Origin of the sequence: Microbacterium sp. 71-23 (genome assembly GCF_001897265.1) — a bacterium.
In the GTDB taxonomy this organism is placed as follows: Bacteria; Actinomycetota; Actinomycetes; order Actinomycetales; family Microbacteriaceae; genus Microbacterium; species Microbacterium ginsengisoli.
Window position 1 is genome coordinate 145555 of sequence record NZ_MKSL01000008.1, and the last position, 24794, is coordinate 170348.

Annotated in this window: 19 protein-coding genes; 6 read left to right on the plus strand and 13 right to left on the minus strand. The window is 71.8% G+C overall.

The genetic code is table 11. The features are described 5' to 3' along the window. Positions 1-55 precede the first annotated feature (55 nt). Both BGO15_RS00810 and BGO15_RS00815 read left to right on the plus strand, forming a co-directional pair. Positions 56-1789: an aldehyde dehydrogenase family protein gene (locus BGO15_RS00810; protein WP_056209630.1), complete on the plus strand. Its 1734-nt coding sequence runs from the start codon at positions 56-58 to the stop codon at positions 1787-1789. Continuing rightward, a complete protein-coding gene (locus tag BGO15_RS00815) occupies positions 1786-3399 on the plus strand; it encodes a GMC family oxidoreductase (RefSeq protein WP_286746631.1) in 1614 nt (537 codons plus the stop codon). The genes BGO15_RS00810 and BGO15_RS00815 overlap by 4 nt, the downstream gene beginning before the upstream one ends. A gap of 2 nt (positions 3400-3401) precedes the next feature. Here BGO15_RS00815 and pip read toward each other — a convergent pair whose 3' ends face one another. After that, positions 3402-4379, minus strand: coding sequence for a prolyl aminopeptidase (gene pip / locus BGO15_RS00820; RefSeq protein ID WP_056209860.1), 978 nt, complete (start codon positions 4377-4379; stop codon positions 3402-3404). Between the two features lie 90 nt (positions 4380-4469). On the opposite strand from pip, the gene BGO15_RS00825 reads away from it, so the two are divergent. Together BGO15_RS00825 and BGO15_RS00830 are read left to right on the plus strand one after the other, a co-directional pair. Further along, entirely contained in the window at positions 4470-6197 is a 1728-nt protein-coding gene (locus BGO15_RS00825; RefSeq protein WP_056519810.1) for a cation:proton antiporter, read from the plus strand. A gap of 45 nt (positions 6198-6242) precedes the next feature. Next, positions 6243-6713, plus strand: a complete 471-nt coding sequence (locus BGO15_RS00830) for a recombinase family protein (RefSeq protein WP_156454808.1) — start codon at positions 6243-6245, stop codon at positions 6711-6713. A gap of 17 nt (positions 6714-6730) precedes the next feature. Here BGO15_RS00830 and BGO15_RS00835 read toward each other — a convergent pair whose 3' ends face one another. The 12 genes from BGO15_RS00835 to BGO15_RS00890 form a co-directional block, all read right to left on the minus strand. Further along, entirely contained in the window at positions 6731-7297 is a 567-nt protein-coding gene (locus BGO15_RS00835) for a DNA-3-methyladenine glycosylase I (RefSeq protein ID WP_056519840.1), read from the minus strand. 46 nt (positions 7298-7343) lie between these two features. Then, positions 7344-9422, minus strand: coding sequence for an acyl-CoA dehydrogenase family protein (locus BGO15_RS00840; protein ID WP_056209619.1), 2079 nt, complete (start codon positions 9420-9422; stop codon positions 7344-7346). A gap of 225 nt (positions 9423-9647) precedes the next feature. Next, the gene (gene recQ, locus BGO15_RS00845; protein WP_056209618.1) at positions 9648-11636 is read right to left on the minus strand and encodes a DNA helicase RecQ; all 1989 of its coding nucleotides are present in this window, start codon (positions 11634-11636) and stop codon (positions 9648-9650) included. A 63-nt stretch (positions 11637-11699) separates the two neighbouring features. Further along, positions 11700-12032, minus strand: coding sequence for a putative quinol monooxygenase (locus BGO15_RS00850; protein WP_056209617.1), 333 nt, complete (start codon positions 12030-12032; stop codon positions 11700-11702). Continuing rightward, positions 12029-13291, minus strand: a complete 1263-nt coding sequence (locus BGO15_RS00855) for a four-carbon acid sugar kinase family protein (RefSeq protein ID WP_056209616.1) — start codon at positions 13289-13291, stop codon at positions 12029-12031. Before BGO15_RS00855 ends, BGO15_RS00850 begins: the two co-directional genes overlap by 4 nt. A 57-nt stretch (positions 13292-13348) precedes the next feature. Continuing rightward, positions 13349-14677 carry an MFS transporter gene (locus BGO15_RS00860; protein WP_045247576.1) on the minus strand — a complete coding sequence of 443 codons (1329 nt, stop codon included), beginning with the start codon at positions 14675-14677 and terminating at the stop codon, positions 13349-13351. Positions 14678-14754: 77 nt separating this feature from the next. Further along, positions 14755-15492, minus strand: a complete 738-nt coding sequence (locus BGO15_RS00865; RefSeq protein ID WP_056519813.1) for a FadR/GntR family transcriptional regulator — start codon at positions 15490-15492, stop codon at positions 14755-14757. 89 nt (positions 15493-15581) lie between these two features. Continuing rightward, positions 15582-16946, minus strand: a complete 1365-nt coding sequence (locus tag BGO15_RS00870) for an NAD(P)H-dependent oxidoreductase (RefSeq protein ID WP_056209858.1) — start codon at positions 16944-16946, stop codon at positions 15582-15584. Positions 16947-17181: 235 nt separating this feature from the next. Further along, positions 17182-18336 (minus strand): glycoside hydrolase family 3 N-terminal domain-containing protein, encoded by a 1155-nt coding sequence (locus BGO15_RS00875; RefSeq protein ID WP_156454809.1) that lies wholly within the window; start codon positions 18334-18336, stop codon positions 17182-17184. Between the two features lie 75 nt (positions 18337-18411). Next, positions 18412-20922: a DEAD/DEAH box helicase gene (locus tag BGO15_RS00880; RefSeq protein WP_056519815.1), complete on the minus strand. Its 2511-nt coding sequence runs from the start codon at positions 20920-20922 to the stop codon at positions 18412-18414. A 46-nt stretch (positions 20923-20968) separates the two neighbouring features. Then, positions 20969-21955, minus strand: coding sequence for an ATP-grasp domain-containing protein (locus BGO15_RS00885; protein WP_056209614.1), 987 nt, complete (start codon positions 21953-21955; stop codon positions 20969-20971). Between the two features lie 12 nt (positions 21956-21967). Continuing rightward, positions 21968-23308: an amidohydrolase gene (locus BGO15_RS00890; RefSeq protein ID WP_056209612.1), complete on the minus strand. Its 1341-nt coding sequence runs from the start codon at positions 23306-23308 to the stop codon at positions 21968-21970. A gap of 158 nt (positions 23309-23466) precedes the next feature. Here BGO15_RS00890 and BGO15_RS00895 point away from each other — a divergent pair, with 158 nt between their 5' ends. Further along, positions 23467-23781, plus strand: a complete 315-nt coding sequence (locus BGO15_RS00895) for a GNAT family N-acetyltransferase (protein ID WP_056519819.1) — start codon at positions 23467-23469, stop codon at positions 23779-23781. After that, positions 23778-24758: a pirin family protein gene (locus tag BGO15_RS00900; RefSeq protein WP_056519843.1), complete on the plus strand. Its 981-nt coding sequence runs from the start codon at positions 23778-23780 to the stop codon at positions 24756-24758. The genes BGO15_RS00895 and BGO15_RS00900 overlap by 4 nt, the downstream gene beginning before the upstream one ends. Positions 24759-24794: the final 36 nt, after the last annotated feature.

Genomic DNA, 24794 nt, shown 5'->3' on the forward strand with positions numbered 1-24794 from the left:
TGCTCCGGGCGCGACATCCCTATGCTGAGGGCGTCCGCACGCGAAGGAGAGTGCCATGACATCGACCCCCGCGTCACCCCCCAGCGCGATCGATGAGATCGTCCGGACCGAGATCGATCATGCGATCGCGGCCCTGCACGCGGGATCCCGCGTCTGGACCCAGTTCTCGCTCGCGCAGCGCGCGACCCTGCTGAGGCGCGTGCGCGCCGCGGTCGGCGCCGTCGCCCAGGAGTGGGCCGAGACCGCCGCGCGCTCGAAGGGCCTGCACGTCGGGCATCCGCTGGTCGGCGAGGAGTGGCTCTCGGGCCCCTACGCCGTGCTGACCGGGCTCGACGGCTACATCGAGAGCCTCGAGGCACTCGCCGCCGGCCGCAGCCCCATCGAGAAACTGTTCGTCGACGACGGCCCGGGCGGGCGCACCCGCGTGCACACGTTCCCCTCGCACGCCGTCGACCACGTGCTGCTCTCCGGCTTCACCGGCGAGGTCTGGCTCGAACCGTGCGTCACCCCCCAGGACGCCGCCGCCACCGCGGGCCTCGCGCAGCGGCATCCGACCGAGCCCGGCGGCGTGGGACTCGTGCTCGGCGCCGGCAACATCACCTCGATCCCGGTGCTCGACGTGCTCTACGAGCTGCTCGCGTTCTCACGGGTGTCGATCCTCAAGGTGAACCCCACGCAGGACGCCCTCGTGCCGATCTTCGAGCGCGCGCTCGCGGCGCTCATCGAGCCGGGATTCCTGCGCATCGTGCGGGGCGCGGGTGACGTCGGCGCCTACCTCACCGCCCACGAGGGCGTCGACCACGTGCACATCACCGGGTCCGCGGTGACCTTCGACGCGATCGTGTGGGGGCAGGGCGAGGATGCCGCGTCCCGCCGCCGCGCCGACGACCCGCGCCTGGCCCACCCCATCACCGCCGAGCTCGGCGGGGTCTCCCCGATCATCGTCGTTCCCGGCGAATGGTCGGACGCCGACCTGCGCTACCAGGCGGAGCACGTCGTCACGATGCGCCTCCACAACAGCGGCCACAACTGCATCGCGGGGCAGGTGGTGCTGCTCGCGGCATCCTGGCCCCAGAAGGACGCCTTCCTGCAGGCGCTGCGCGAGGCATACGGCCGAGCGCCCGCGCGGCCGGTCTGGTACCCGAACTCGGCGGCGAAGCTGTCGGCCGCCGAGAGCGACTACCCCGACGCGCAGCACTGCGGCGACGAGCGCCTGCTGATCGAGGCCGGCGATGCGGATGCCGCCACCGCCCTCGAGACGACGGAGTACTTCTCCCCCGTGCTCGGCGTCGTCGAGCTGCCCGGCGAGGGGCGGGAGTTCCTGCGGGCGGCGGTCGCCCACGCGAACGACCGGCTCGCGGGCACGCTCGGCGCGAACGTGCTCGTCGACCCGGTCACCGAGTCGACGCTCGGTGCGGCCTTCGACGAGGAGATCGCGGCGCTGCGCTACGGCGGCATCGCGATCAACGCGTGGACGGGCGTGCTCTTCGCCACGCCGGCCCTCTCGTGGGGCGCGTTCCCCGGCCACACCGTCGCCGACGTCGGCAGCGGTCTCGGTGTCGTGCACAACACCTTCCTGCTCGACCGCATCGAGCGCTCGGTGCTGCGGGGGCCGTTCCGCCCCGCGCCGCGATCGCTCGGGCGCAGCCGGTTCACGATCCTGCCGAAGCCGCCCTGGTTCGTGACCTCGCGCACGGGCACGGCCGTGAGCGAGGGCCTCACCCGCTACCGCGCAACCGGCAGCCCGATCACCCTCGTGACGACCCTGACGAAGGCGCTCGGATCATGAGCGCGCGCCTGCCGGAGGCCGCCGACTACATCGTCGTCGGGGCCGGGTCGGCGGGCGCGGCCGTCGCCGCCCGCCTCAGCGAGGATCCGTCGGTCTCGGTGCTGCTGCTCGAGGCGGGCTCGGTGGATCGGCACCTCTACATCCACGTGCCCGCCGCATTCTCGAAGCTGTTCCGCGGACGGTACGACTGGAACTACGACACCGTGCCGCAGCCCGAGCTCGAGGGGCGCACCGTGTTCTGGCCGCGCGGCAAGACGCTCGGCGGCTCGTCGTCGCTGAACGCGATGATGTGGATCCGCGGGTTCGCCGCCGACTACGACGAATGGGCCGAGAGCGCCGGCGACCGCTGGTCGTGGGAGCACCTCGCCCCCTACTTCCGCCGCGTCGAGCGCACCGACCTCGCCCACGACCCGTCGCTCGGCACCATCGGACCGCAGTGGGTCGAGCGTCAGAGCAGCCCGCAGCCCCACACCGCCGCGTTCCTCGACGCCGCACGGGAGCTCGGCTACCCGGTGACCCTCGCGAACGACCCGCACGACCAGGGCTTCTCCGAGACGATGCTCACCACGCACCGCGGGCGACGCGCCTCCACGGCCGACACCTACCTGCGGCCCGCCGCCCGGCGCCGCAACCTGCGGGTGGTCACCGGCGCGCACGCGCGGCGCGTGATCGTGCGGGACGGACGTGCGGTCGGTGTCGAGCTGTCGGTGCGGGGCAGCATCCGTCGTGTCATCGCCCGCCGCGAGGTCGTGCTGTCGGGCGGATCGGTCAACACCCCGCAGCTGCTCATGCTCTCGGGCATCGGGCCCGCCGACCACCTGCGCGACCACGGTATCGACACCGTCGTCGACGCACCCGAGGTCGGCGCCAACCTGCAGGACCACCTCGTCGCCGGCCTCGCGCCAGAGGCGACCGGACGCACTCTGTTCCACGGCGAGGAGCTCGCCCCGACTCTGCAGTGGCTCACCCGCCACCGCGGCATGCTGACCTCCAACGTCGCCGAGGGCTACGGCTTCGTGCGCACCGGCGTCGCCGACCGCACGCAGGCGCCCGCGGGCCTCCCCGACATCGAGATCATCTTCGCCGCCGCGCCCTACGTCGGGGAGGGCCTCGTTCCACTCCCGGGCGACGGCATCACGGTCGGCGCGATCCTGCTGCGACCCCGCAGTCGCGGCACGGTGACCCTCGCCTCCGCCGACCCGCTCGCCAAAGCCGTCATCGACCCGCGCTACCTCAGCGACCCCGACGGCCTCGACGCCGACACCCTCTCGGCGGGCCTGCGCGTCTGCGATGCGCTCGTCGGCACCCAGGCGCTCGGCGCCGTGACCACCGGGCGCTGGATCCAGCCCGAGAACGGCGAGAACCTCACCGTCGAGCAGCGGGTGGCCGGCTCCCTGCGCGCGTACTCCCACACGCTGTACCACCCGGTGGGCACTGCGCGCATGGGCGCGGATGCGGCATCCGTCGTGGATCCCGAGCTGCGCGTGCGCGGCGTCGACGGCCTGCGAGTCGCGGATGCCTCGGTGATGCCCGTCATCATCCGCGGCCACACCAACGCCCCGACGATCGTGATCGGCGAGGTCGCCGCCGACCTCATCGCCGGGCGCTGAGCTCAGTCCGCCGCGAAGGCGTCGGTCGCCTCGCGCAGCGCCCGGGCGATGCCCGGCTCGCTCGCGGCATGTCCCGCGTCGTCCACGACGATGAAGCGCGCCTCGGGCAGCGCCTGCGACAGGTCCCACGCGGTCATCAACGGCGTGCAGACGTCGTAGCGGCCCTGCACGATGACGGTCGGGATGTCGCGCAGCCGCCCGGCGTCCTCGATGAGCTGCCCCTCGCGGAACCAGCCCTCGTGCACGAAGTAGTGGTTCTCGATGCGCGCGAACGCGACGGCGTGCTCCTGCCGGGACATCCCGGTCACCGTGTCGGCGTCGGGCCGGAGGGTGATCGTCGAGGCCTCCCACGTCGTCCACGCCAGCGCTGCCGGCACGTGCACCGCCGGATCGGGGTCGAACAGCCGCCGGTGGTACGCCTCGATCAGCCGGGACCGCTCGAGCACCGGGATCGGCGCGAGGAACCCTTGCCAGAGGTCGGGGAAGAGCGCGCTCGCCCCGCCCTCGTAGAACCACTCCAGCTCGTGGCGGCGGAGGGTGAAGATCCCGCGCAGCACGAGCTCGCTGACAGCCTCCGGATGCGCCTCGGCGTACGCCAGGGCGAGCGCGCTGCCCCACGAGCCGCCGAAGACCTGCCACCGGTCGATGCCGAGGTTGCGGCGCAGCAGCTCGATGTCGGCCACCAGGTGCCACGTCGTGTTGTAGGCGAGGTCGGCACCCGGCTCGCTCGCGTGCGGGGTGCTGCGGCCGCATCCGCGCTGGTCGAGCAGCACGATGCGGTAGCGCTCGGGGTCGAAGAAGCGGCGGTGCCAGGCGGACGTGCCGCCGCCGGGGCCGCCGTGAAGGAAGACGACCGGTTTGCCCCCGGGATTGCCGCTCTGCTCCCAGAAGACCCGGTTGCCGTCGCCCACGAGCAGCATGCCGGTCTCGTACGGCTCGATCGGCGGATAGAGCACGTCGTCGAGTTGGCTGACCGTCATCCCCTCACGGTACTCGCGGGTCTGCCGCAGGCCGAGGAGGCCGCCCGACACGCCTCCACGGTGGGCCGGGCGGAGCGATAGGGTCCGGGTGTGGAAGGACTGTGGTTCGTCGTCGCTGGAGTCATCGTCGTCGCGGTCGTGACTGCGTTCGGCCGCCGTCACAACGTCGCCGGGCCCATCATCCTCGTCGCGATCGGACTGCTCTGCTCACTGCTGCCGTTCATCCCCGACCTGCCACGGGTCGACCCCGAATGGATCCTCGTCGGCGTGCTTCCGCCCCTGCTCTACTCCTCGGCGGTGGCCCTGCCGGCGATCGAGTTCCGCCGCGACATCCGCCCCATCGCGGGACTGTCGGTGCTGCTCGTCGTGCTCAGCTCCGTCGCCCTCGGGGTCGTGTTCACCTGGGTGATCCCGGGGCTCAGCCTGCCGCTGGGCATCGCGCTCGGCGCGATCCTCAGTCCTACCGACGCCGTCGCCACCTCGGTCGTCAAGCGGCTCGGCATCGCCCCCCGCGTGACCACGATCCTCGCGGGCGAGAGCCTGCTCAACGACGCCACCGCGCTCGTGATCCTGCGCACGGCGATCGCGGCGATCGCGGGCGGCTTCTCCCTCGGCGAGGCGATGATCTCCTTCGTGTGGGCGGTGCTCGGCGCCGTCATCGTGGGTGTCATCGTCGGTTGGGTGAACCTTCGGGTGCGGGCGCGCATCGGGAGCTCGGCAGCCAACACCGCCATCGGCTTCGTCGTCCCCTTCGTCGCCTACCTTCCCGCCGAGGCCGTCGGCGCCTCGGGTCTCGTCGCTGCGGTCGTGACCGGCATCATCACCAGCCAAGGCGCGGCGAAGTGGTTCACGCCCGAGCAGCGCATGTCGGACGAACTGAACTGGCGCACGATCGAGCTCGTGCTCGAGGGCGGCGTCTTCCTCGTGATGGGGCTCGAACTCAGCGACGTCGTCAACCGCAACTTCGAGGAGTACGAGGGCCTCTGGCACGGCGCCTGGCTGGCGCTCTCGGCGCTCGGCATCATGCTGGGGCTGCGCGCGGCCTATGTGGCGTTCCTGCTCTGGCGCATGCGCTCCCGCGCCCGTCGATACGCACGGCTCGACCTGTCGACCTACAGCGCGAAGCTGAAGGGCATCGCCGACGGCACCATTCCCGAGGAGCACCGCGGCCAGGCCGATCGGCTCCGCCGTGACGAGGAGCGCGTGCGGCGCCGCTTCGCCGGCCTGAGCGCCGATGCCGACTACTACGCATCGTCACCGCTCGGCTGGAAGCAGGGCACGATCATCACCTGGGCGGGCATGCGCGGCGTCGTCACGCTGGCCGCCGCCCAGACGCTTCCGACCACCGGCATCGACCACCGCTCGCTGCTGATCTTCGTGGCGTTCCTCGTGGCCGTCTTCAGCCTCTTCGGTCAGGGGTTCACCCTCGCGAGCGTCGTGCGCGCCCTCCGCATCCCGCCCGCGAGCGACGACGACGCGGCGAGCGACGAGCACCTGCGCCTCGACGCGGAACTGGGCGCCGCCGCCGCGACCGCTCTCGCCGACCCCACGCTCACCCGCGCCGACGGCACCGCCTTCAGCGAGGGCATGGCGGCGAACGTCGGCACCCGCATGACCGAACCGCGCGACGCGGTGCTCACCGGCCGCATGCGCGAGATCCTCGAGCTGCGCATCGTCATCATCGAGGCGATGCGCGACCGACTCGTCGAGATCTCCACCCACGGCGGCTACTCGACCTCGACCCTCCGACGCGCCCTCGCCGAACTCGACGCCGACCAGATCAGCCTCGAACTACGGCTCGACGACGGCGACGACTGAGCCGCGCACATCCGCGCCGACTAGAGTTCGAGCGGAGGTGAGGCCATGAGCGAGACGGATGCCCCGTCCCCCCGTGCGACCACGGGCGGCGATGCCCTGACGAGCCCGGTGCACCTTCCCCACGCCGCCGCCGACTGCCCGAAGTGCTTCACCGAGCTGCAGGCCGACCGGGACTGGTGGCGGGCCCGTCCCGCCGGGTCGCGGCTCGTCGGACTCGTCGTCGCCCGCGACGACATGCCGTCGGTCGTGCAGCAGCGGGACGACCTCACGCGCTTCGGCGTGCCGATCGACGGCTTCCGCCACCCCGCCCCCGAGACGCTGGAGTCGTGGGAGCAGCGGCTCGTACGCCTGTTCGGCACCCTGTCGGCGGGCGACGTGGTCGTCGTCGCCAGCATCCACGCCCTCGGCCGCAGCATCGACGAGGAGACCCGCACGGTCGCCGAACTGCGCCGTCGCGGTGTGGTCATCAAGGTGCTCAGCCACGAGGGACGCCACCTGTTCGACGCCGGACGCTGAGTCGCGGCATCCGCCCGTCACGCGGCGCGCCAGCAGCCCTCGACGTGATCATCGACCAGCCCCGCCGACTGCATCAGCGCGTACATCGTCGTCGGTCCCACGAACCGGAACCCGCGTCGGCGCAGCTCACGGCTGAGCGCCGTGGACTCCGCCGTCGACGCGGGCAGGTCGCCGTAGGACGCGGCCCGCGGCGCACCGCTCGGCGTCGGGGCGAACGACCAGATCAGCGTGTCGAGCTCGCCGTCGGCGAGCGCCGCCACGAGGGCGGCGTTGCCGATCGTCGCCTCGATCTTCGCGCGGTTGCGCACGATGCCGGCGTCAGCCATGAGCCGTTCGATGTCGGCGTCGCCGAACGCCGCGACCGTCTCGGGCTCGAAGCCGGCGAACGCCTCGCGAAACCGCGGGCGCTTGCGCAGGATCGTGATCCACGACAGCCCCGCCTGGAAGCCCTCGAGGCTCAGCTTCTCGAACAGGGCACGGTCGCCGTGCAGCGGCACGCCCCACTCCTCGTCGTGGTAGCGGCGGTATTCCGCATCGCTGCCCGCCCACGCGCAGCGCGCGAGGCCGTCGTCACCGAGTTGGATGCCGCTGCTCCCCCCGCCACGCTAGCGGCGGGATGAGACATCCGGGTCAGCGCTTCTTCTTCTTGCCGAGCGACTTCTCGGTGACCGGGGCGGCGCCGGACGCGGCGAGGTCGCGGTAGTACGCGCGGGCCTCGTCCTGGCGAGCCCGCTCGGCGCCCGACGCGATGGGCGCACGCACGTGCTCGGGCTCGAAGCCCCATGCGTCGACGAGGTCCTGCGCGTGGTGGCGCAACCGCGCGCACAGGCGGTCGATGTACTTGCTCACCGACGCGGCACGGTGGGTCGAGAGGCGCCCATGGATCAGGTACCAGGCGAGGTTCTTCTCGATGAGCTGCAGGCCGAACAGGTCGCGCAGCCAGGTGAGCACCTGACGCGAGTCCTCGTCATCGATGAGCGCGAGGCCGTCGGTGAAGGCCTCCCACTGCAGCAGCTCCGCGTGTGCGCGGGCGGCGGCGATGAGGTCGGCCTGGTTGTCGCTGAACAGCTCGGCGGCGGCCGTCGCATCGAGCTTCGCGGCGGGACGCAGGCGGGTGGCGACATCCGTCACCATCTGCTGCACGCGGCCCGCGAGCAGCTCATGCTGACGCTCGCCGCGAAGGCCGTACTCGACCGACCGGGCGGTGGAGCCTGCGTCGACGAACGCCTGGCCGATCTGCCGCAGACCCGCACCGTGGAACGCGCGCCCGGCCACCTGGCCCACCGCGTACCGGGCGAGCTTGGCGGCATCCGCGCCCTTGAACTGCGTCGCGAAGTCGGTGAGCAGGCGCTTGCCGACCAGCTGCAGCAGGATGTTGTTGTCGCCCTCGAAGGTGACGTAGACGTCGAGGTCGGCGTGGAGTCCGACGAGCCGGTTCTCGGCGAGGAAGCCGGCGCCCCCGCAGGCCTCTCGCGCCTCCTGGATCGTCTCGAGGGCGTTCCAGGTGGACAGCGGCTTCAGCGCCGCCGCGAGGGTCTCGAGGTCCTCCCGCTCCTGCGGGGTGTCGGTGCGGCCGCTGAAGACGCCGTCGAACTTCTTGAGGAACTCGTCGTGCGCGAACGCCTGCGCGTACACCGTCGCGATGCGGGGGATCAGGCGACGGCGGTGCTTGCCGTAGTCGAAGAGAGTCAGCTCGCCCTCGGGCGTGCCGCCGTCGAACTGGCGTCGCTGGTTCGCGTAGGTGACGGCGATCTTCAGCGCGAGCGCCGTGCCGGTGGTCGCGGCGCCGTCGAGCGAGATGCGGCCCTGCACCAGCGCGCCGAGCATCGTGAAGAAGCGGCGACCGGGGCTCGGGATGTCGCTGGAGTACGTACCGTCGGCAGCGACGTCGCCGTACCGGTTCAGCAGGTTCTCGCGCGGCACCCGCACCTGGTCGAAGTGGAGGCGACCGTTGTCGATGCCGTTGAGACCGCCCTTGACGCCGTCGTCCTCTCCGCCGACGCCGGGGAGGAACGCGCCCGCCTCGTCGCGGATGGGTACGAAGAAGCAGTGCACCCCGTAGTTCACGCCGCCCGTGATGAGCTGCGCGAACACGGTCGCCGCCCGCCCGTGCACCGCGGCGTTCCCGAGGTAGTCCTTCCACGCCCCACGGAACGGCGTGTGGATCACGAACTCCGCCGTCTCGACGTCATAGGTCGCGGTCGTGCCGATGGCCGCGACATCCGACCCGTGACCGGTCTCGGTCATCGCGAACGCACCCGGCAGCTTCAGTTCGCGCACGTCGTCGAGCCACAGGTCGTGGTGCTTCTTGGTGCCGAGCTGCTGGATGGCTGCCCCGAACAGGCCCCACTGCACGCCCGCCTTGATCTGCAGGCTGGGGTCGGCGAGCACGAGCTCCTCGAAGCCGGCGATGTTCGCGCCGTTGTCGGCACGGCCGCCGTACTCGGTCGGGTAGGCGACCCCCGACACGCCGGCATCGACGAGCAGCTGCAGCTGCCCGAACACGCGCTCACGGTGATCGTGGATGGTGAGCCCGTCGACCTTCCAGAAGGCGGAGTCCTTGATCATCTGACGCGCCTGCCGGCGCACGTCGGCCCAGGTGCCGAGCAGGGCGGCGCCGACGGCGGCCTGATCGATGCGGGGCTCGGCGGCGTGCGATGCGCGCTCGGGCTCAGGGGTGGAGACGGGACGGACGGCAGTGTCGACCATGACGTACCTCTCGACGAGGGGATCGGGGATTCGATCCGACGGTAGAAGCCGCACAACTCATGCCCAAGTCGATGGTGGGATTCCTACAGTCGCACCGGGCACCGTCGGCGCGCCGGGTTGTGCGGCGCCGACAGCGGGGCATGACTGTCGCGAGGCAGTGGTCCGGCGCTGCAGTCGAGCCAGTGCTCCGGCGCTGCAGTCGAGCCAGGGGTCCGGCGCCGCGCGTCAGCCGCCGTGCGCGGCGACGACCGCGAGCACGGCGTCGCCGTAGGCCTCGCGCTTCTTCGCCCCGATGCCCGTGATGCCGTCGAGCTCGTCAGCGGCGGCCGGCCGGTGCTCGGCGAGGGCACGCAGGGTCGCGTCGCCGAACACGACGTACGCGGGCACCCCCTGCTCGCGCGCGGTCTGGGCACGCCACTCCCTCAGCGCCTCGAACAGCGGCCGATCGGATGCGTCGAGGGCGTCGGATGCCGCGGCCTTCCGCACCCGCGTCGACCCGCCCGCGCGGCCGAGCACATCCCGCCGCAGCGGCACGGGAGTCTCGCCGCGCAGCACACCGCCGGCGGCCTCGCCGAGCCCGAGCGTGCCGTACTCGCCCTGGGTGACCAGCACCTCGCGGGCGAGCAGCTGCCGTACGACGCTGCGCCAGTCCTGGTCGGAGAGATCGCTGCCGATGCCGAACGTCGCGAGCTCGTCGTGCCGCAGCTGGGTGATGCGCGCGGTGCGGGCGCCGCGCAGGATGTCGATCAGCTGCCCCGCGCCGTACGCCTGCCCGCGCTCGCGCTGCAGCCGCACGATGGTCGACAGCAGCTTCTGTGCGGGCACGAGGCCGTCGAACGTGTCGGGGGGTGTGAGGCAGGTGTCGCAGTTTCCGCACGGCGCCGCGGTCTCGCCGAAGTAGCCGAGCAGGTTCTGGCGGCGGCATCCGACCGTCTCGCACAGGGCCAGCATGGCGTCGAGATGCTGCTGCAGGCGACGTCGATGTGCCAGGTCGCCCTCGGACTGCTCGATCAGCCGCCGCTGCTGCACGACGTCGGCGAGCCCGTAGGCCATCCAGGCGACGGATGCCTCGCCGTCACGGCCCGCGCGACCGGTCTCCTGGTAGTAGCCCTCGACCGATTTGGGCAGGTCGACGTGGGCGACGAACCGCACGTCGGGCTTGTCGATTCCCATGCCGAACGCGATCGTCGCGACCATCACGACGCCCTCGTCGCGCAGGAACCGGGACTGGTTCGCCGCCCGCACCGAGACGTCGAGACCCGCGTGATAGGGGAGCGCATCGAGACCCTGACCGCGCAGGTACTCGGCGGTCTGCTCGACGCTCTTTCGACTGAGCGCGTAGACGATGCCGGCCGAACCCTCGGGCTGCGAGCGGATGAAGCCGAGCAGCTGACGACGCGCGTCGGTCTTCGGCTCGATGCGGTACTGGATGTTCGGCCGGTCGAAGCTGGCCACGAAGTGACGCGCGTCGTCGAGACGCAGGCGACGCCCGATCTCGGCGTGCGTCTCGCGGGTCGCGGTGGCCGTGAGCGCCATGCGCGGCACTCCGGGGAAGTCGTCGACGAGGTCGCCGAGCACCAGGTAGTCGGGACGGAAGTCGTGACCCCACTGCGAGACGCAGTGGGCCTCGTCGATCGCGATCACGCTCAGCGAGCCGCGCCGCAGGAGCGCGCGCGTGTCGGGCACGTTCAGCCGCTCGGGCGCGACGTAGAGCAGGTCGAGCTCGCCCGCGAGGTACTCGCGCTCGACACGGGCGCGCTCGGGGCCGCTGAGGGTGGAGTTGAGGTACTCGGCTCGCACGCCGTTGGCACGCAGCGCCTCGACCTGGTCGTGCATGAGGGCGATGAGCGGGCTCACGACGAGCCCCGTGCCCGGACGCACGAGCGCCGGCACCTGGTAGGTCACGCTCTTGCCGCCGCCGGTCGGCATGAGCACGATCGCGTCGCCGCCCGCGACGACATGGGCGACGATGTCGGCCTGGTCGCCGCGGAACGCACCGTAGCCGTAAACCTCGTGCAGCACCGTGAGCGGGTCGGCGCCGTCGAAGCTGCGCCGGGGCGCGGATGCCGCGGCATCCGTCACGTCGCCGACGGGTGCCGATGCCGGTGCATCGAGCACGTCGGGCGGCGGCGCCCAGTCCTCCGGCGGCGGCGCCCAGTCATCGAGCGGCTCGAGCCCGTCGTACTCGTCGAAGGCGGGGGCGGGCGTGCTCACCCCTCCAGGGTAACGAGGACACCGGACGCCCGGAGGCCGGCCCCGCCCTGCGGGGACGACCGGCTACTCCCCCGCGCCGTGGAGGAGTCCGCGCTCGGCGTCCCCGGCGGGGATCGGGGTCATGACGGTCACGACCACCGGCGCCGCGAGGTGCTCGGCGATGTCGGCGTTCAGACGCGCGATCGCCGCACCGGTCGCATGGGCCTCGAGGTCGGCCGCGCTCGCCCACTTCTCGAGCATGGTGATCGTGCCGTCCGCCGCGTCGTGGATGGCGTAGAGGAGGCATCCGCTCTCGGCGTGGGTGAGGGCGATGCCCGCGGCCATGGCCTCCACGAGCTGCTGCGTCGCGCCCTCACGGGGGTGGAAGACGGCGGTGACGACGACCGGAGCGCTCATCGCACGACCTCCGTCTCGGGGGCGCCGACGGCACGCAGCACGTCGACGAGGGTCTCCGGCCCGCCGACGTTGCCCGGCACGACGACGTAAAGGCGGTCGCGGCCGTCGCGGCCCGTCACCTGCCACACCGAGACCCCGGGGAGCACCTGGCCGAGAACGAGAGCGGATGTCGCGCCGATGCCGCTCGAGGCGACCTCGGCAGAGGTGATGCCGCCCTTCGCGACGACGACGTCGGCATCGCCGAGCAGCTCGGCGACGGCCGTCGTCAGCGCGGTCATGACGCTCTCGCCGTGCGCGAGCGTGCCGTGGGAGGTCGAGCGCTCGCGCGCCGTGGTGACGTAACCGAACCCCGCTCCGGCCAGCCGCTCGCGTTCGACGGATGCCGCGCGATGCCCCTCGGCGACCGGGTCGGCAAGGGCCGCCGCCGTGTCGAGCACCGTCGGGTCGCCCCAACGCTCCTCGACGAGGGCGAGCTGTCGGGTCGCGCCGTGGGTGTGGGAGCCGCACGCGAGCAGCACGCGGCGCGGATCTGCGACGAGCGGCACGGGGAGGAGGCCGACGCTGGACACATCGGCGATCGCCGCGGCGAGGGGCGAGGCGGAGCGCACGACGACGCCCGCACCCGCCGCCCACGCGGCGTCCAGGGCCGCCGCGATCGCCGCGATGTCCGCGGCATCCACTGCGTCGGGAACGATGACCGTGCCCGGCGCGGCATCCAGGATCACCTGCACCAGGCCTCCGGAGCGCACCGACTCGAGGGGCACCGACACCGCGCGACGGCCCGAGGCCTCCCGCACGTAGTCGACCATCACCGCGGTGCGGAACGGGAACACCGGGTCATCGGCGTACTCGGTCTCGTGCGCGGGCACGTCGACCCCGTCGATGCGCACGTAGTGCACGCCCCCGCGCGTCGTGCGGCCCCCCTCGGGGAACGCAGGCGCGAACACGATCACATCGTCGTCCGCCAGCAGCTCGGCCGTCTCGGCGAACACGTGGCCGCGCAAGGTCGAGTCGCCGCGCAGCACGAAGCGCACCTCGTCGCCGAGCTCTGCCGCCACGTCGAGCGCGAGGCCGCGGATGCGCTGCACGAGCGCGACCGCGGCCGCCTCGTCGAGCGCGCGCGAGTTGGTCTGCACGTACACGCTGTCGCGCTCGGCCAGCGCACGGCCGAGGGCCTCGCGGTCGAGCTGGAGCAGCACGAGCGCCCCGGTCGCCGACTGCGTGCCGGTGGGATCGTCGTCGAGGATGATCGTCTTCACTGTGACTCCTGGAAGAGGGAAGCGGGCGGCGGCAGGCCGCCGCCGCCCGCGAGGGGGTTACTCCGCGGCCGCGATGATGCGGTCGACCTCGGCGCGCTCGCGGCGGCCCCAGGTCTCACGGGTGAGCAGCGCACCGACCAGACCGATGACGCCGACGGCGACGTAGATCCACGCGACACCGCCCCAGCCGAGGCCCACGGCGACCGCCGCCGCGATGAACGGGATGAAGCCCGAGATCGCCGCCGAGAACTGGTAGCCGAGCGAGGCGCCCGAGGTGCGCGTGCCGGTCTTGAACAGCTCGCTGAAGTAGGCGCCCTGCACGCCGGCCAGCATGTCGTGGATGATCGGCAGACCGATGATGTACACCAGCACGATGAGCGCCGGGATTCCGGTGTTCGCGAGCAGGAACATCGGGAAGCCGAACGCGATCGTCAGCACCGATCCCACGATGTAGAGGGAGCGCCGGCCGGTGCGGTCGCTCAAGGCGCCCCACAGCACGGTCGAGACCGCACCGATCGCTGTCGCGATGATGAGGCCCGTCAGCGCGGTGCCACGGTCGGCGTGGTGCGAGGTCGTGAGGTACGAGATCAGGTAGGTCACGACGACGTAGAAGCCGCCGGTCTCGGCCAGGCGCAGCGCGATCACGCGCAGCACCGTGCGCCAGTCGTCGCGGATGACCGTCCACAGGGGGTTCTTCTCGAGCTGTCCGGTCGCCTTCGCCTCTTCGAACTCGGGCGACTCGGCGACCTTGAAGCGGATGATGAGGCCCGCGATGATCAGGATCGCGCTGAAGAGGAACGGCAGGCGCCACGACCACTCGTCACCCAGGTTGCCGGTGAGAAGGAACGCGACGTTGGCGAGGAACACACCCAGCGGCACACCGAGCTGCGGAATCGCCGCCCACTTGCCACGGCTCTTCCACGGCGCGTGCTCGAACGTCATGAGCACCGCGCCGCCCCACTCGGCGCCGAAGGCGAGGCCCTGAACGATGCGGATGAGGGTGAGCAGGAGCGGGGCCAGCAGACCCACCTGCTGATAGACGGGCAGGATGCCGATGGCCACCGTGGCGACACCCATGATCATGAGGGCGCCCACGAGCACGGGCTTGCGGCCGTACTTGTCACCCAGGTACCCGCCGATGATGCCGCCCAGCGGGCGCATCGCGAAGCCGATGCCGAAGGTGAGGAAGCCGAGGAGCACCCCGACCACCGGGTCCTCGCCGGGGAAGAACAGCGGCCCGAAGTACAGCGCGGCCGCGGTGCCGTAGGCGAGGAAGTCGTAGTTCTCGATGGTGGTTCCGACGGTGGAACCGATGGCGGTCTTGAGCTTGTCCGGTGACCCGTACTTCGCCTGAGAGGCGACGGGTCGGTCGGTCGTGACGGTCATTGTGACGATCTCCTTTGATGTCGAGATGGTCGCCGCGGCCATCCTGAGGGTCCGCCCGAGACGAGCGGACTGCATCGTCAGGTGGTGATCCCCCCGAGGTTGCCTTTGGCATAGAACGAGGTGATGTGGTCGCGCACACGCTGTGCGGCGAGCGCGGCATCCTTCTTCTCGATCGCGTCGAGGATGTCGCGGTGCTCGTGTCGCACGGTCTTGGCGGTCTCACGCCAGTCGTCGAGCGCCGCGTAGGCGTCGATCATCTGGCGGTTGATGGCCGTTCGCAGGGAACCCATCAGATGCGCGATGAGGGCGTTCCCTGTCGACTCGGCGATCCGGACGTGGAAGGCCGCGTCGAGTCTGTTGAATTCACGGGTGCTGATCGAGGGGTCCTCCATCTCGTCGAGAAGGGCGGACAGCTCGATGTGGTCGGCGTCGTCGGACCTATAGGCGGCCTCCGAACAGGACCACTGCTCGAGGGCGATGCGCCCTTCGAGGACGTCGTTGGCATGGAAGTGACCGAGCGCCAGCTGCAGTTTCAGCAGATTGACGAAGCCCGGACCCGGCGTGCCCACGAGCACCGCTCCACCCTCCGGGCCGCCGCCCGGCCGGATGTCCACGATGCCCAGTGCCTCCAGCACGCGCAGCGCTTCGCGCAGCGACGGGCGGGAGACGCCGAGCGAGGCGGCCAGATCGCGCTCGCTCGGCAGTCTGTCCCCGGCTTTCAAGCGGCCGTCGAGGATGCGTTCCTCGATCTGCTGCATCACCTGTTCGTAGGTGCGCACCCGCTGAACCGGTTGCCACGCATCGGCGCTCGCCACGGAGAGACTCCTTCTGGTCGCGGCGCCCGACGATTCTCGGGGCGCGTGGCCCCAGCGTAGCCGTCATGGTCGGATGGTCAGACGTTCGCTCAGACGACCTGTGGGGCGTGCTCGGCGCGGAATTCCGCCTCGAGCTCCCGGCGGATGCGGACGGCGAACTGCGACTCGTCGAGCTCGACGTCGTCCCACGAGACCGTCTGGTCCTTCGGCACGTCGCGGATGAGCTTCGCCCCGTGCGCGAGGCCGAGCGGCAGCGCGTTCTTGGCGAGCGACGTGGCCGCCGGCGCGAGCTTGCCGAAGACGGTGAAGCCACCCTCGCCGTCGAGACGGTCGCCGGCGCGGAGGTCCTTCTTGGCGGTCGTGACGACGTCGCCGCGGAAGCCGGTCGGCGAGCCGGTGGCCTCGCCGCGCACGACGGCCGACGCGATGCTGACACCGAGCTCGAGACCGATCATGTGGTACGGCCGGTAGAGCGAGGCGTAGCGACCGGTCGCGTCGGTGTGCACACCGTACTCGGCGAAGCACTGCACGCCGTAGTCGCTGATGGCCTCGAAGGTGACGTAGACGCCCCAGCGCAGGTTGTCGGGCACCTCGGTGCCGTCGCGGTACATGCTCGAGGCGATCTCGACGGTGCCGCGGCGGGTCAGGCTGCCCCCCGGGTACGTGTTCTCGCGGAACACGGTGGGCAGGTCGTCCTTGGAGGCCGCGGGGAAGAGGAGGCCCTCCTCCTGGGGCAGCAGTCCCGTGCCGTTGGCGACGGCGGCCATCTCGATCGCGGACTTGGTGCCGTCGAGGAAGGAGTTGAACATCTGCGGGTTGTAGTCGCCCGAAGCGAGCTGCTCGTCGGTGAAGCCGTAGTAGTTCCACACCGTGTCGGGCGTCGAGTAGTTGTACTCGGGCAGGTACTTCGTGCCCTTGCCCGCCGCGACGACGTCGAAGCCGACGGTGCGGCACCAGTCGACGAGCTCGCAGATGAGGGCCGGCTGGTCGCCGTAGGCCATCGAGTACACGACGCCCGCGGCCTGTGCGCGACGCTGCAGGAGCGGCCCGACCATGCAGTCCGCCTCGACGTTGACCATGATCACGTGCTTGCCGTTGTCGATGGCGGTGACCGCGTGGTAGGTGCCGTAGAGCGGGTTGCCGGTGATCTCGAGGATGACCTCGACGGCCGGGTGGGTGATGAGCGTGTCGGCGCTGTCGATGACGGCGGTGCCGCCGGTGCGCACGGCCTCATCCAGCGTCGCCGCCGAGTAGCGCTCGGGCGCCCAGCCGGTGCGTGCGAGCGCGGCCTTGGCCTTGGGCACGTTGATGTCGGCGACACCGACCACGTGGATGTTGGCCGCCTTGTTCGCCTGCGTGAGGAACATCGACGAGAACTTGCCGGCACCGATCACGCCGACCCGGATGGGGCCGAAGGCGGCGGTGCGCGCCTGCATCAGCGAGTAGAGGTTCACGGAACCCACTTCCTTGTCTCCGTGGAGTGCGACGCATCCACCTTTGGTTTGTTGGTCAGTTGGTCTGACCATTGTCGCGAGAGCAATATTCACCGACACCGGGCATCGATGTCAAGCCGGACTTTCCGAGCGACGGGATGCCGCGGCTCGACGGTCGAGCAGTGCTCCCGCCGCGGGCCCCGGCGTGCGGAGTGCGCGCGACGTCACGGAGTCAGCGCGTCGTCGCCCGGTCGCGTCAGCGCGTCGCGGCCTTCGCCTCGACCACACGCCGCGCCGCGGCATCCACCACCTGGGCGAAGCCCGGGTCGGCCTGCGCCTTCGCGGTCACGGCCTGCACCATCGCGGGAAGCACCGACGGATTGCTCGAGACGAGCACGACGTCGACGCCCGCGGCGATCGCGAGCACGGCGCGATCCCCCGGGCTCCACGCCTGCACCTGTGCGGCGGCCGAGAGGTCGTCGGTGATGACGACTCCATCGAACCCCACCTGGGTGCGCAGGAGGGAGAGCACGGCCGGTGAGAACGCCGCCGGCGCCGATGGGTCGATGCGCTGGTAGATCGCCGTCGACACCATCACGAGGGACGGGCCGGCGGCGGTCAGGCCGCGATAGACGTCGACGTCCGGCGAGGTGGGCCCGACGACCGTGTCGGTCACCCCCGAGGAGGTGTCCGTGTTCGGCGCCACGTGGCCCAGGCCGGGGAAGTGCTTGGACGTGGGCAGCACGCCCGCCGCCCGCATACCCGCGGCGAACGCACCCGCCCCCGCGGCGACCGCCGACTCGCTGTAGCCGTACTGACGCGACATGGCGCCGATCGGCGAGTTCGAGGGCGCCGTCTGCGGGCTCGTCACGATGTCGGCGACCGGAGCGAGGTTGACATTCACGCCGGCGGCCGCGAGTTCCCTGCCCCAGTCCGTGGCCGATGCCCGCAGCTGAGCACCCTGCTGGGCCTGGGTCAGTGCCGTCGGGATGCGGTCGAACCCGGGACCGGAGAGCACCTGGACGTCACCGCCCTCCTGGTCGGTCGCGACCCACAGACGTGGCGAGCCGGCGGGAAGGCGCGAGGTGAATGCCGCGACGACCGTCGCGGTGGCCTGCACACCCGCGGATGACCGGCCGTGCAGGAAGATCCCGCCGAGCTCGCCTCGCTCGACATCGGCGACCAGGGCGGGGTCGGCCGCTGTCGCCGCGGTTCCCGCCATGAAGAGCTGGCCGACCTTCTGCGCCAGCGTCATCCCCGCGATCGGATCGACGGTCGGGGTCGGCGTGGGGGTCGGCGCCGCCGCGGTGCGCGTCGGCGTGGGTGACGCGGACTCGCCGCCCTTCTCGTGCAGCCCGCCGCATCCGGCCAGCGCGAGCACGCCGATCAGCGCGATGGCGACCGTGGTCATCCTTCTCGTCCCCATGCCTCCATCGTCCCGCGCGCGCCGTGCGCGCGGAAGCCCCGGGGCGGCATCGCCGGCGTGCTAGAGCCGCAGCAGCTCGGTGACCCTCACGACGGCAGCACCCTCGTCGACGGATGCCGCGAGGTCGACCTCCCCACGGATGCGCCAATCGTGGTCGCCGGCGGGGTCGTCGATCGTCTGCTCGACCCGCCATATTCCGTTCGCGGAATCCGACTCGTCGATCGCGCAGTAGACGGGTGCGCGGGCGGCACCACCGGTCGAGATGTCGTCGTGCTCGGCGAAGTACCGGTCGAGGAAGGCGGGCCAGTCGACATCCGGATCGAGCTCCGCGAGCTCGTCGTCGCGCTCGAGCGCGGCCAGCTGCACCCGACGGAACAGCTCGTTGCGCACCAGCACGGTGAACGCGCGCCTGTTGGCGACGACCGACGGGGGCGCGGGCGGCACCACCGGGGCATCCGGATCGCCCGTCGGGTTCACGAGCTGCTCCCACTCGTCGACGAGGCTCGAGTCGATCTGTCGCACGAGCTCGCCGAGCCAGGCGATCACGTCGAGCAGCTGCTCGGTGCGCGCGTCGGCCGGAACCGTCTGGCGGATCGCCCGGTACGCGTCGCTGAGGTAGCGCAGCACGAGTCCCTCGCTGCGGCCGAGCTGGTACCACGACACGAACTCGGCGAACGAGAACGCCCGCTCGTACATGTCGCGCACGACGGCCTTCGGACGCAGCTCGAAGTCACGCACCCACGGCTGGCTCGACGCGAAGACCTCGAACGACTGGGCGAGCAGCCCGGCGAGCGGCTTCGGGTAGGTGATCTCCTCGAGCGCCGCCACGCGCTCGTCGTAGTCGAGACCGTCGCGCTTCATCGCCGCGACCGCCTCGCCGCGCGCCCGGAACTCCTGCTGGCCGAGGACCGCACGCGGGTCGTCGAGCGTCGCCTCGATCACGCTCACGACGTCGAGCGCGTAGTGCCCGGTGCCGGCGCCGCCGGGGGCGTCCGACGGGTCGAGCAGATCGATGGCGGCGAGGGCGAAAGGCGAGAGCGGCTGGTTCAGGGCGAAGTTCGGCTGCAGGTCGACCGTGAGCCGGATGTCCCCCTCCCCCGTCACCTCGACGATGCCGGCCTGCCGCAGCGTGCGGAAGATCGCGAGGGCACGGCGGGCGAGTTCGTACCGGCGCGGCTGGGGCTCATGGTTGTCGAAGACGAGCGAGCGCACGTCGGCGAACACGTCGCCACCCCTCGCGATCACGTTGATGAGCATCGCCGCCGTCAGCTGCAGCTGCGGCACGAGCGCCTCGGGCGCGGCATCCCGGATGCGCTCGAAGGAGGTCTCGCTCCACGAGACGAAGCCCGCCGCGGGCTTCTTGCGCACGATCTTGCGCAGCTTCGCCGGGTCGTCACCCGCCTTGCGGGCCGCCTCGGTGTTCTCGATCTCGTGCTCGGGTGCCATCACGACGACGTTGCCGTACGGGTCGAAGCCGGCCCGGCCCGCGCGCCCGGCGACCTGGTGGAACTCCCGGGCGGTGAGCTGCCGCATCCGCGTGCCGTCGTACTTCGAGAGCGCGGTGATCAGCACCGTGCGGATGGGCACGTTGATACCCACGCCCAGGGTGTCGGTGCCGCAGATCACCCGCAGGAGTCCCCGCTGGGCGAGGGTCTCGACGAGCCGCCGATACCGCGGCAGCATGCCGGCGTGGTGCACGCCGATACCCGCGCGGACGAGACGCGACAGGGTGCGCCCGAAGGCCGTCGTGAACCGGAAGCCGCCGATCGCCTCCGCGATGCGGTCGCGGTGCTCGCGGCTCGCGACCTTGATGCTCGCGAGCGCCTGCGCGCGCTCCATCGCCTGCGCCTGCGAGAAGTGCACGATGTACACCGGCGTCTCGGCCTCGTCGAGAAGCCCCTGCACGACCTCCTGCACGGGCGTGCGGGCGTACGAGAAGTGCAGCGGCACGGGACGGGTGATCCCGGTCACCTCTGTCGTCACCCGGCCGGTGCGTCGGGTGAGGTCGTCGGCGATCGCCGTCACGTCGCCGAGGGTGGCCGACATCAGCAGGAACTGCGCGCGAGGAAGCAGCAGCAGCGGCACCTGCCACGCCCACCCGCGGTCGGGGTCGCCGTAGAAGTGGAACTCGTCCATCACGACCTGGCCGACATCGGCGGCCGCCCCCTCGCGCAGGGCGAGGTTCGCGAGGATCTCGGCTGTGCAGCAGACGATCGGCGCATCCGGGTTCACCGACGAGTCGCCCGTGACCATGCCGACGTTCTCGGCCCCGAAGATCTCGACGAGTGCGAAGAACTTCTCGCTCACGAGGGCCTTGATGGGCGCCGTGTAGTAGGTGCGCTCCCCGCGGGAGAGGGATGCCGCGTGTGCGGCGACCGCGACGAGCGACTTGCCCGTGCCGGTCGGAGTCGCGAGCACGACGTTCGCGCCGGAGACGAGCTCGATCACGGCCTCGTCCTGGGCGGGGTAGAGCGCGAACCCGCGCTCGGAGGCCCACGCGACGAACGCGTCGTAGAGGCGATCGGGGTCGCCCGCGGCCGCGCGGGCGGCATCGACGAGCGGGGTGGTCACCCCTCGAGTCTGCCGCAGTCGCGCGCCGCGGCGGCCCGGTGCACGGTCAGCCGGTCGCCACCGCCGCGCGTGCGGACTCCTGCGCGAGCAGCCCGCCGAGGAAGCGCGCCAGCTGCCGTGGGGCGGATGCCGGGGCGACGGCCTCGACATCGGCGTTGTAGTTCGTGTTCGTGTTGACGTCGTAGGCGACGCGGCGCCCGTCGACCGTCTCGATGAACTCGATGCCCGCCACCTCGATGCCCTGCGCCCGGGTGAACGCGACGAACGCGTCGACCAGATCGGCCGGCGGGTCGGTGCGCAGCGAGAACAGGCCGACTCCCGGCACGGGCGCCTCGACCGCGCCGGGCGGCACGATGAACCGGCCGGTCTCGGGGTCGACCGCGCACGCGTCGGCGGGGCACAGCTGGAATCCGCCGTGATACGTATCGGCGTTGATCGCGTACACGAACTCGCCGCCCACGATCTCGACGCGGGTGATGCGGGGCGTCTCGGCGACGAGCAGCTCTTGCACGAGGGTGATGCCGTCCTGGGGCGGATCATCGGATGCCGCGGCCTCCCACTGCACGACCTCGTCGGCGTCGGCGAAGCGCTGCACGCTGAGCCCCTTCCCGCCCTGGTTGTGCTTCACGATCACGGGGCCGCCGATGCGGCGGGCGGCGTCGGCGATGCCGTCTCCGACGACGGCGATCGTGCGGGGCACGTCGATCCCGGCGGCCCGCAGCGCGGCGAGCTGGGCCACCTTGCTCACTTCGAGCTCGAGCACGCGCCGACCGTTGACGGTGCGCCGGCCGGCGGCCTCGAGCCACGACAGCACCGCGCGGGCGTAGTCCTTGGAGTGGGTGTGCCCGCGAGTGTGGCTCGAGGCGCTGATGCGCGACCAGAACACCCCGGGCGGCGGATCCTCGGTGAGGTCGATCGAGCCGGTGACGAGCTCCCACTCGACGAACGGCACCCCTTCGGCGTCGAGCGCGGCGCGGAACGGCTGCAGCCACGCGGCGTTCTCGTGCAGGACGTGGACGACGGGCTCGGTCATGGTGCTCCTCGGTCAGTCGAAGTAGCGGGCGACGTCGAGCACACCGCCCGCGCGGTGGAAGTCGTCGTGCACGGCGGCACGCAGGTCGGGGTCGGCGACGAAGTCGAGCGCCGTGAGCGCCAGCGAGTGCGCTCCGTCGGAGACCGCGCGGTCGCCCGCGGCACCCCGCGCGAACTCGCCGAACTCGGCCGTGTGCAGTCCGACGTCGGGCGGTGAGACGGCGATCACGGGGTGGATCCCGGGCACGCGCACGCTCACGTTGCCGAAGTCGGTCGACGCGGCCAGCTCGAGCGGAGCGATCCCCGCGGGATGCGCGACGCGGCCACGAGCCCGTTGATGCACCGCCCACCGCTCACCGAGCGAGGCGTTGGATCGGATCGGCAGGGTGAACGGCTGCGGGTCCCACTCCAGCTCGACGCCCGTGCCCGTCGCGAGCGCGGCGCCGCGCGCGATGTCCGCGACGCGGGCGCTCAGGTCCTTGAGCGTCTCGGGGTGGTGCGAGCGCAGGTAGAACTCGATGCTCGCCCGGCCGGGCACGATGCTCGGCCGGTCGCCGCCCTCCCGCACGATGCCGTGCAGCCGGTCGCCCTGCGGCAGGTGCTGCCGCAGGAGCCCCACCGCCTGGTAGGTGAGCACGACGGCGTCGAGGGCGTTGCGCCCGAGGAAGGGAGAGGCCGAGGCGTGCGCGCTGACGCCGGTGAAGCGGGCCTGCAGGATGCGTCGCCCGATGAACGGGTGGTCGATGGCCTCGTACCCGAAGGGGTGCACCATGATCGCCGCGTCGACGCCGTCGAACGCCCCTTCCCGGGCGAGGAGCTCCTTGCCGCTGTTGCCCTCCTCGGCGGGCGTGCCGAGGAGCACGACGCGACCGGGCAGGTCGTCGGCGATGCGGGCGAGCGCGAGGAACGCACCGGCCGCGGCCCCGGCGATGACGTTGTGTCCGCACCCGTGACCGATCACCGGAAGTGCGTCGTATTCGGCGAGGAGGGCGATGACCGGTCCCGGCCGGCCGATCTCGGCACGCAGCGCCGTCGGCTGGCCGAACACGCCGACCGTGACCGGCACCCCCGCGCGCTCGACCAGGGCCGCGACCGCGGCGGCCGCGTGCACCTCCGAGAACGCCTCCTCGGGGTGGTCGTAGATGTCGTGCGAGAGGGCGATCGCCGCGGGCGCGACCTCGAGAGCGGCCTGCGCGACGCGGGCGGCGAGCTCGGCGGGCGCTCCGTCGTACGGCGACGTCACGGGTGCGGCGACGCGCGCCCGGCGGTCGGCGGCGCGCTGCAGCTCGTCGGCGTAGAACCGGTCGGGCACGACGGGCTGGCCGGGGGCACGGTCGCTCCACGTCGCCGTCATCGCACCCCTCCGTCGCCCGCGCCGCTGCGGCGCGCGTGTTCCACGGTAGGCGGGGGCCGTGCGGGGGCGGGTGGGACGCGTCATCCGTCGTCACCTGTCCGGCTCGCGGAACACGAGCCCGGCGGCCTACGTTGGACCTGTCGACGAGAGGATGCCGCATGCCCCCGCAGGACGAGCAGATCACCGTGACGCGCAACGATGAGGCCGGGCGGTACGAGGTCACCGTCGACGGCGCGATCGCGGGGTTCACGGTGTTCGAGATCGACGACGACGGCCGCGCGGTCTATCCGCACACGGTGGTCGACCCGGCGTTCGGCGGTCGGGGACTCGGCTCGGTGCTCGTGAGCGCGGCCCTGGCCGACGAGGCCGCCCGCGGCACCACGATCGTGCCGCTGTGCCCGTTCGTGGTGCGCTACCTCGAGCAGACGGAGGTCGCCGGTCTCGTGATCGCATGGCCCGAGGTGCGGTCATGACCGACGACGAGACGGATGTCGCGGCATCCGTCCGACGCGTCGGACCCCGCGCGCTGGTGCTCGGCTCGCGCGATGTTCCGCTCGGCGGTGTGCGCGGCATGACCGTCACGCGAGCGCTGCCGCAGCGTGATCTGCCGATGGTCGGCGCATGGTGCTTCCTCGACCGATTCGGCCCGCAGACGACCACGATGCGCGTCGAACCCCATCCGCACATCGGGCTGCAGACCGTGACGTGGCCGTTCGAGGGCCGCGTGCGGCACCGCGACTCGGTCTCGAGCGACGTGGTCATCACGCGCGGACAGCTCAACCTCATGACCGCGGGCGCCGGCGTCGCGCATTCGGAGTACTCGGTGGGCGACGGCCCGATCCCGCTCGACGCACTCCAGCTGTGGGTGGCGCTTCCCGAGGCGCGGCGGCACGGCGAGGCCGCGTTCGAACGTCACGAACGACTACCCGAAGTGACGCTCGCGGCGACCGTGGGGGAGCCCGCCGTCGGCTTGGTCGTGATGGGGTCCTTCGCCGGAGTGACCTCGCCGGCCACCGCCTACAGCCCGCTCGTGGGCGCCGAGGTGCATCTTGCGCCGGGCTCGCGGGTCGTGTTGCCGGTGGATGCCGCGTGGGAGCACGCTGTGCTCGCCGTCGACGGCGATCTCGCCGTGCAGACCGACACGACGCCGGCGACCCCCGCGTCGCTCGGGGTGGGCGACCTGATCTACCTCGGCACCGACCGGGACGAGATCGAGGTGAGCACCGACGGCGGCGCGACGCTGTTCCTGCTCGGTGGCGAGCCGTTCGAGGACGACATCGTGATGTGGTGGAACTTCGTCGCGCGCACGCACGAGGAGATCGTCGCCGCCCGGGACTCCTGGGAGGCGGGGGCCGAGCGCTTCGGCCGCGTCGTCGACCACGGCGATGAGCGGATCCCGGCCCCGCCGCTGCCGGGTGTTCGGCTCACCACCCGGCGCCGCCGGGTCTGACGAGCGCCGAGGGCGCCCCGGCCGGAGCCGAGACGC

Coding starts and splice junctions, on each gene's coding strand:
- BGO15_RS00860 (WP_045247576.1), bottom strand. CDS start 14,677: ATGACCGTCACGACCGACCGACCCGTCGCCTCTCAGGCGAAGTACGGG.
- BGO15_RS00840 (WP_056209619.1), bottom strand. CDS start 9,422: ATGGTCGACACTGCCGTCCGTCCCGTCTCCACCCCTGAGCCCGAGCGC.
- BGO15_RS00885 (WP_056209614.1), bottom strand. CDS start 21,955: ATGACCGAGCCCGTCGTCCACGTCCTGCACGAGAACGCCGCGTGGCTG.
- BGO15_RS00815 (WP_286746631.1), top strand. CDS start 1,786: ATGAGCGCGCGCCTGCCGGAGGCCGCCGACTACATCGTCGTCGGGGCC.
- BGO15_RS00890 (WP_056209612.1), bottom strand. CDS start 23,308: ATGACGGCGACGTGGAGCGACCGTGCCCCCGGCCAGCCCGTCGTGCCC.
- BGO15_RS00850 (WP_056209617.1), bottom strand. CDS start 12,032: ATGAGCGCTCCGGTCGTCGTCACCGCCGTCTTCCACCCCCGTGAGGGC.
- BGO15_RS00810 (WP_056209630.1), top strand. CDS start 56: ATGACATCGACCCCCGCGTCACCCCCCAGCGCGATCGATGAGATCGTC.
- BGO15_RS00830 (WP_156454808.1), top strand. CDS start 6,243: ATGAGCGAGACGGATGCCCCGTCCCCCCGTGCGACCACGGGCGGCGAT.
- BGO15_RS00895 (WP_056519819.1), top strand. CDS start 23,467: ATGCCCCCGCAGGACGAGCAGATCACCGTGACGCGCAACGATGAGGCC.
- pip (WP_056209860.1), bottom strand. CDS start 4,379: ATGACGGTCAGCCAACTCGACGACGTGCTCTATCCGCCGATCGAGCCG.
- BGO15_RS00875 (WP_156454809.1), bottom strand. CDS start 18,336: ATGACCACGGTCGCCATCGCGCTGATCGGCGTGCTCGCGCTGGCCGGA.
- BGO15_RS00900 (WP_056519843.1), top strand. CDS start 23,778: ATGACCGACGACGAGACGGATGTCGCGGCATCCGTCCGACGCGTCGGA.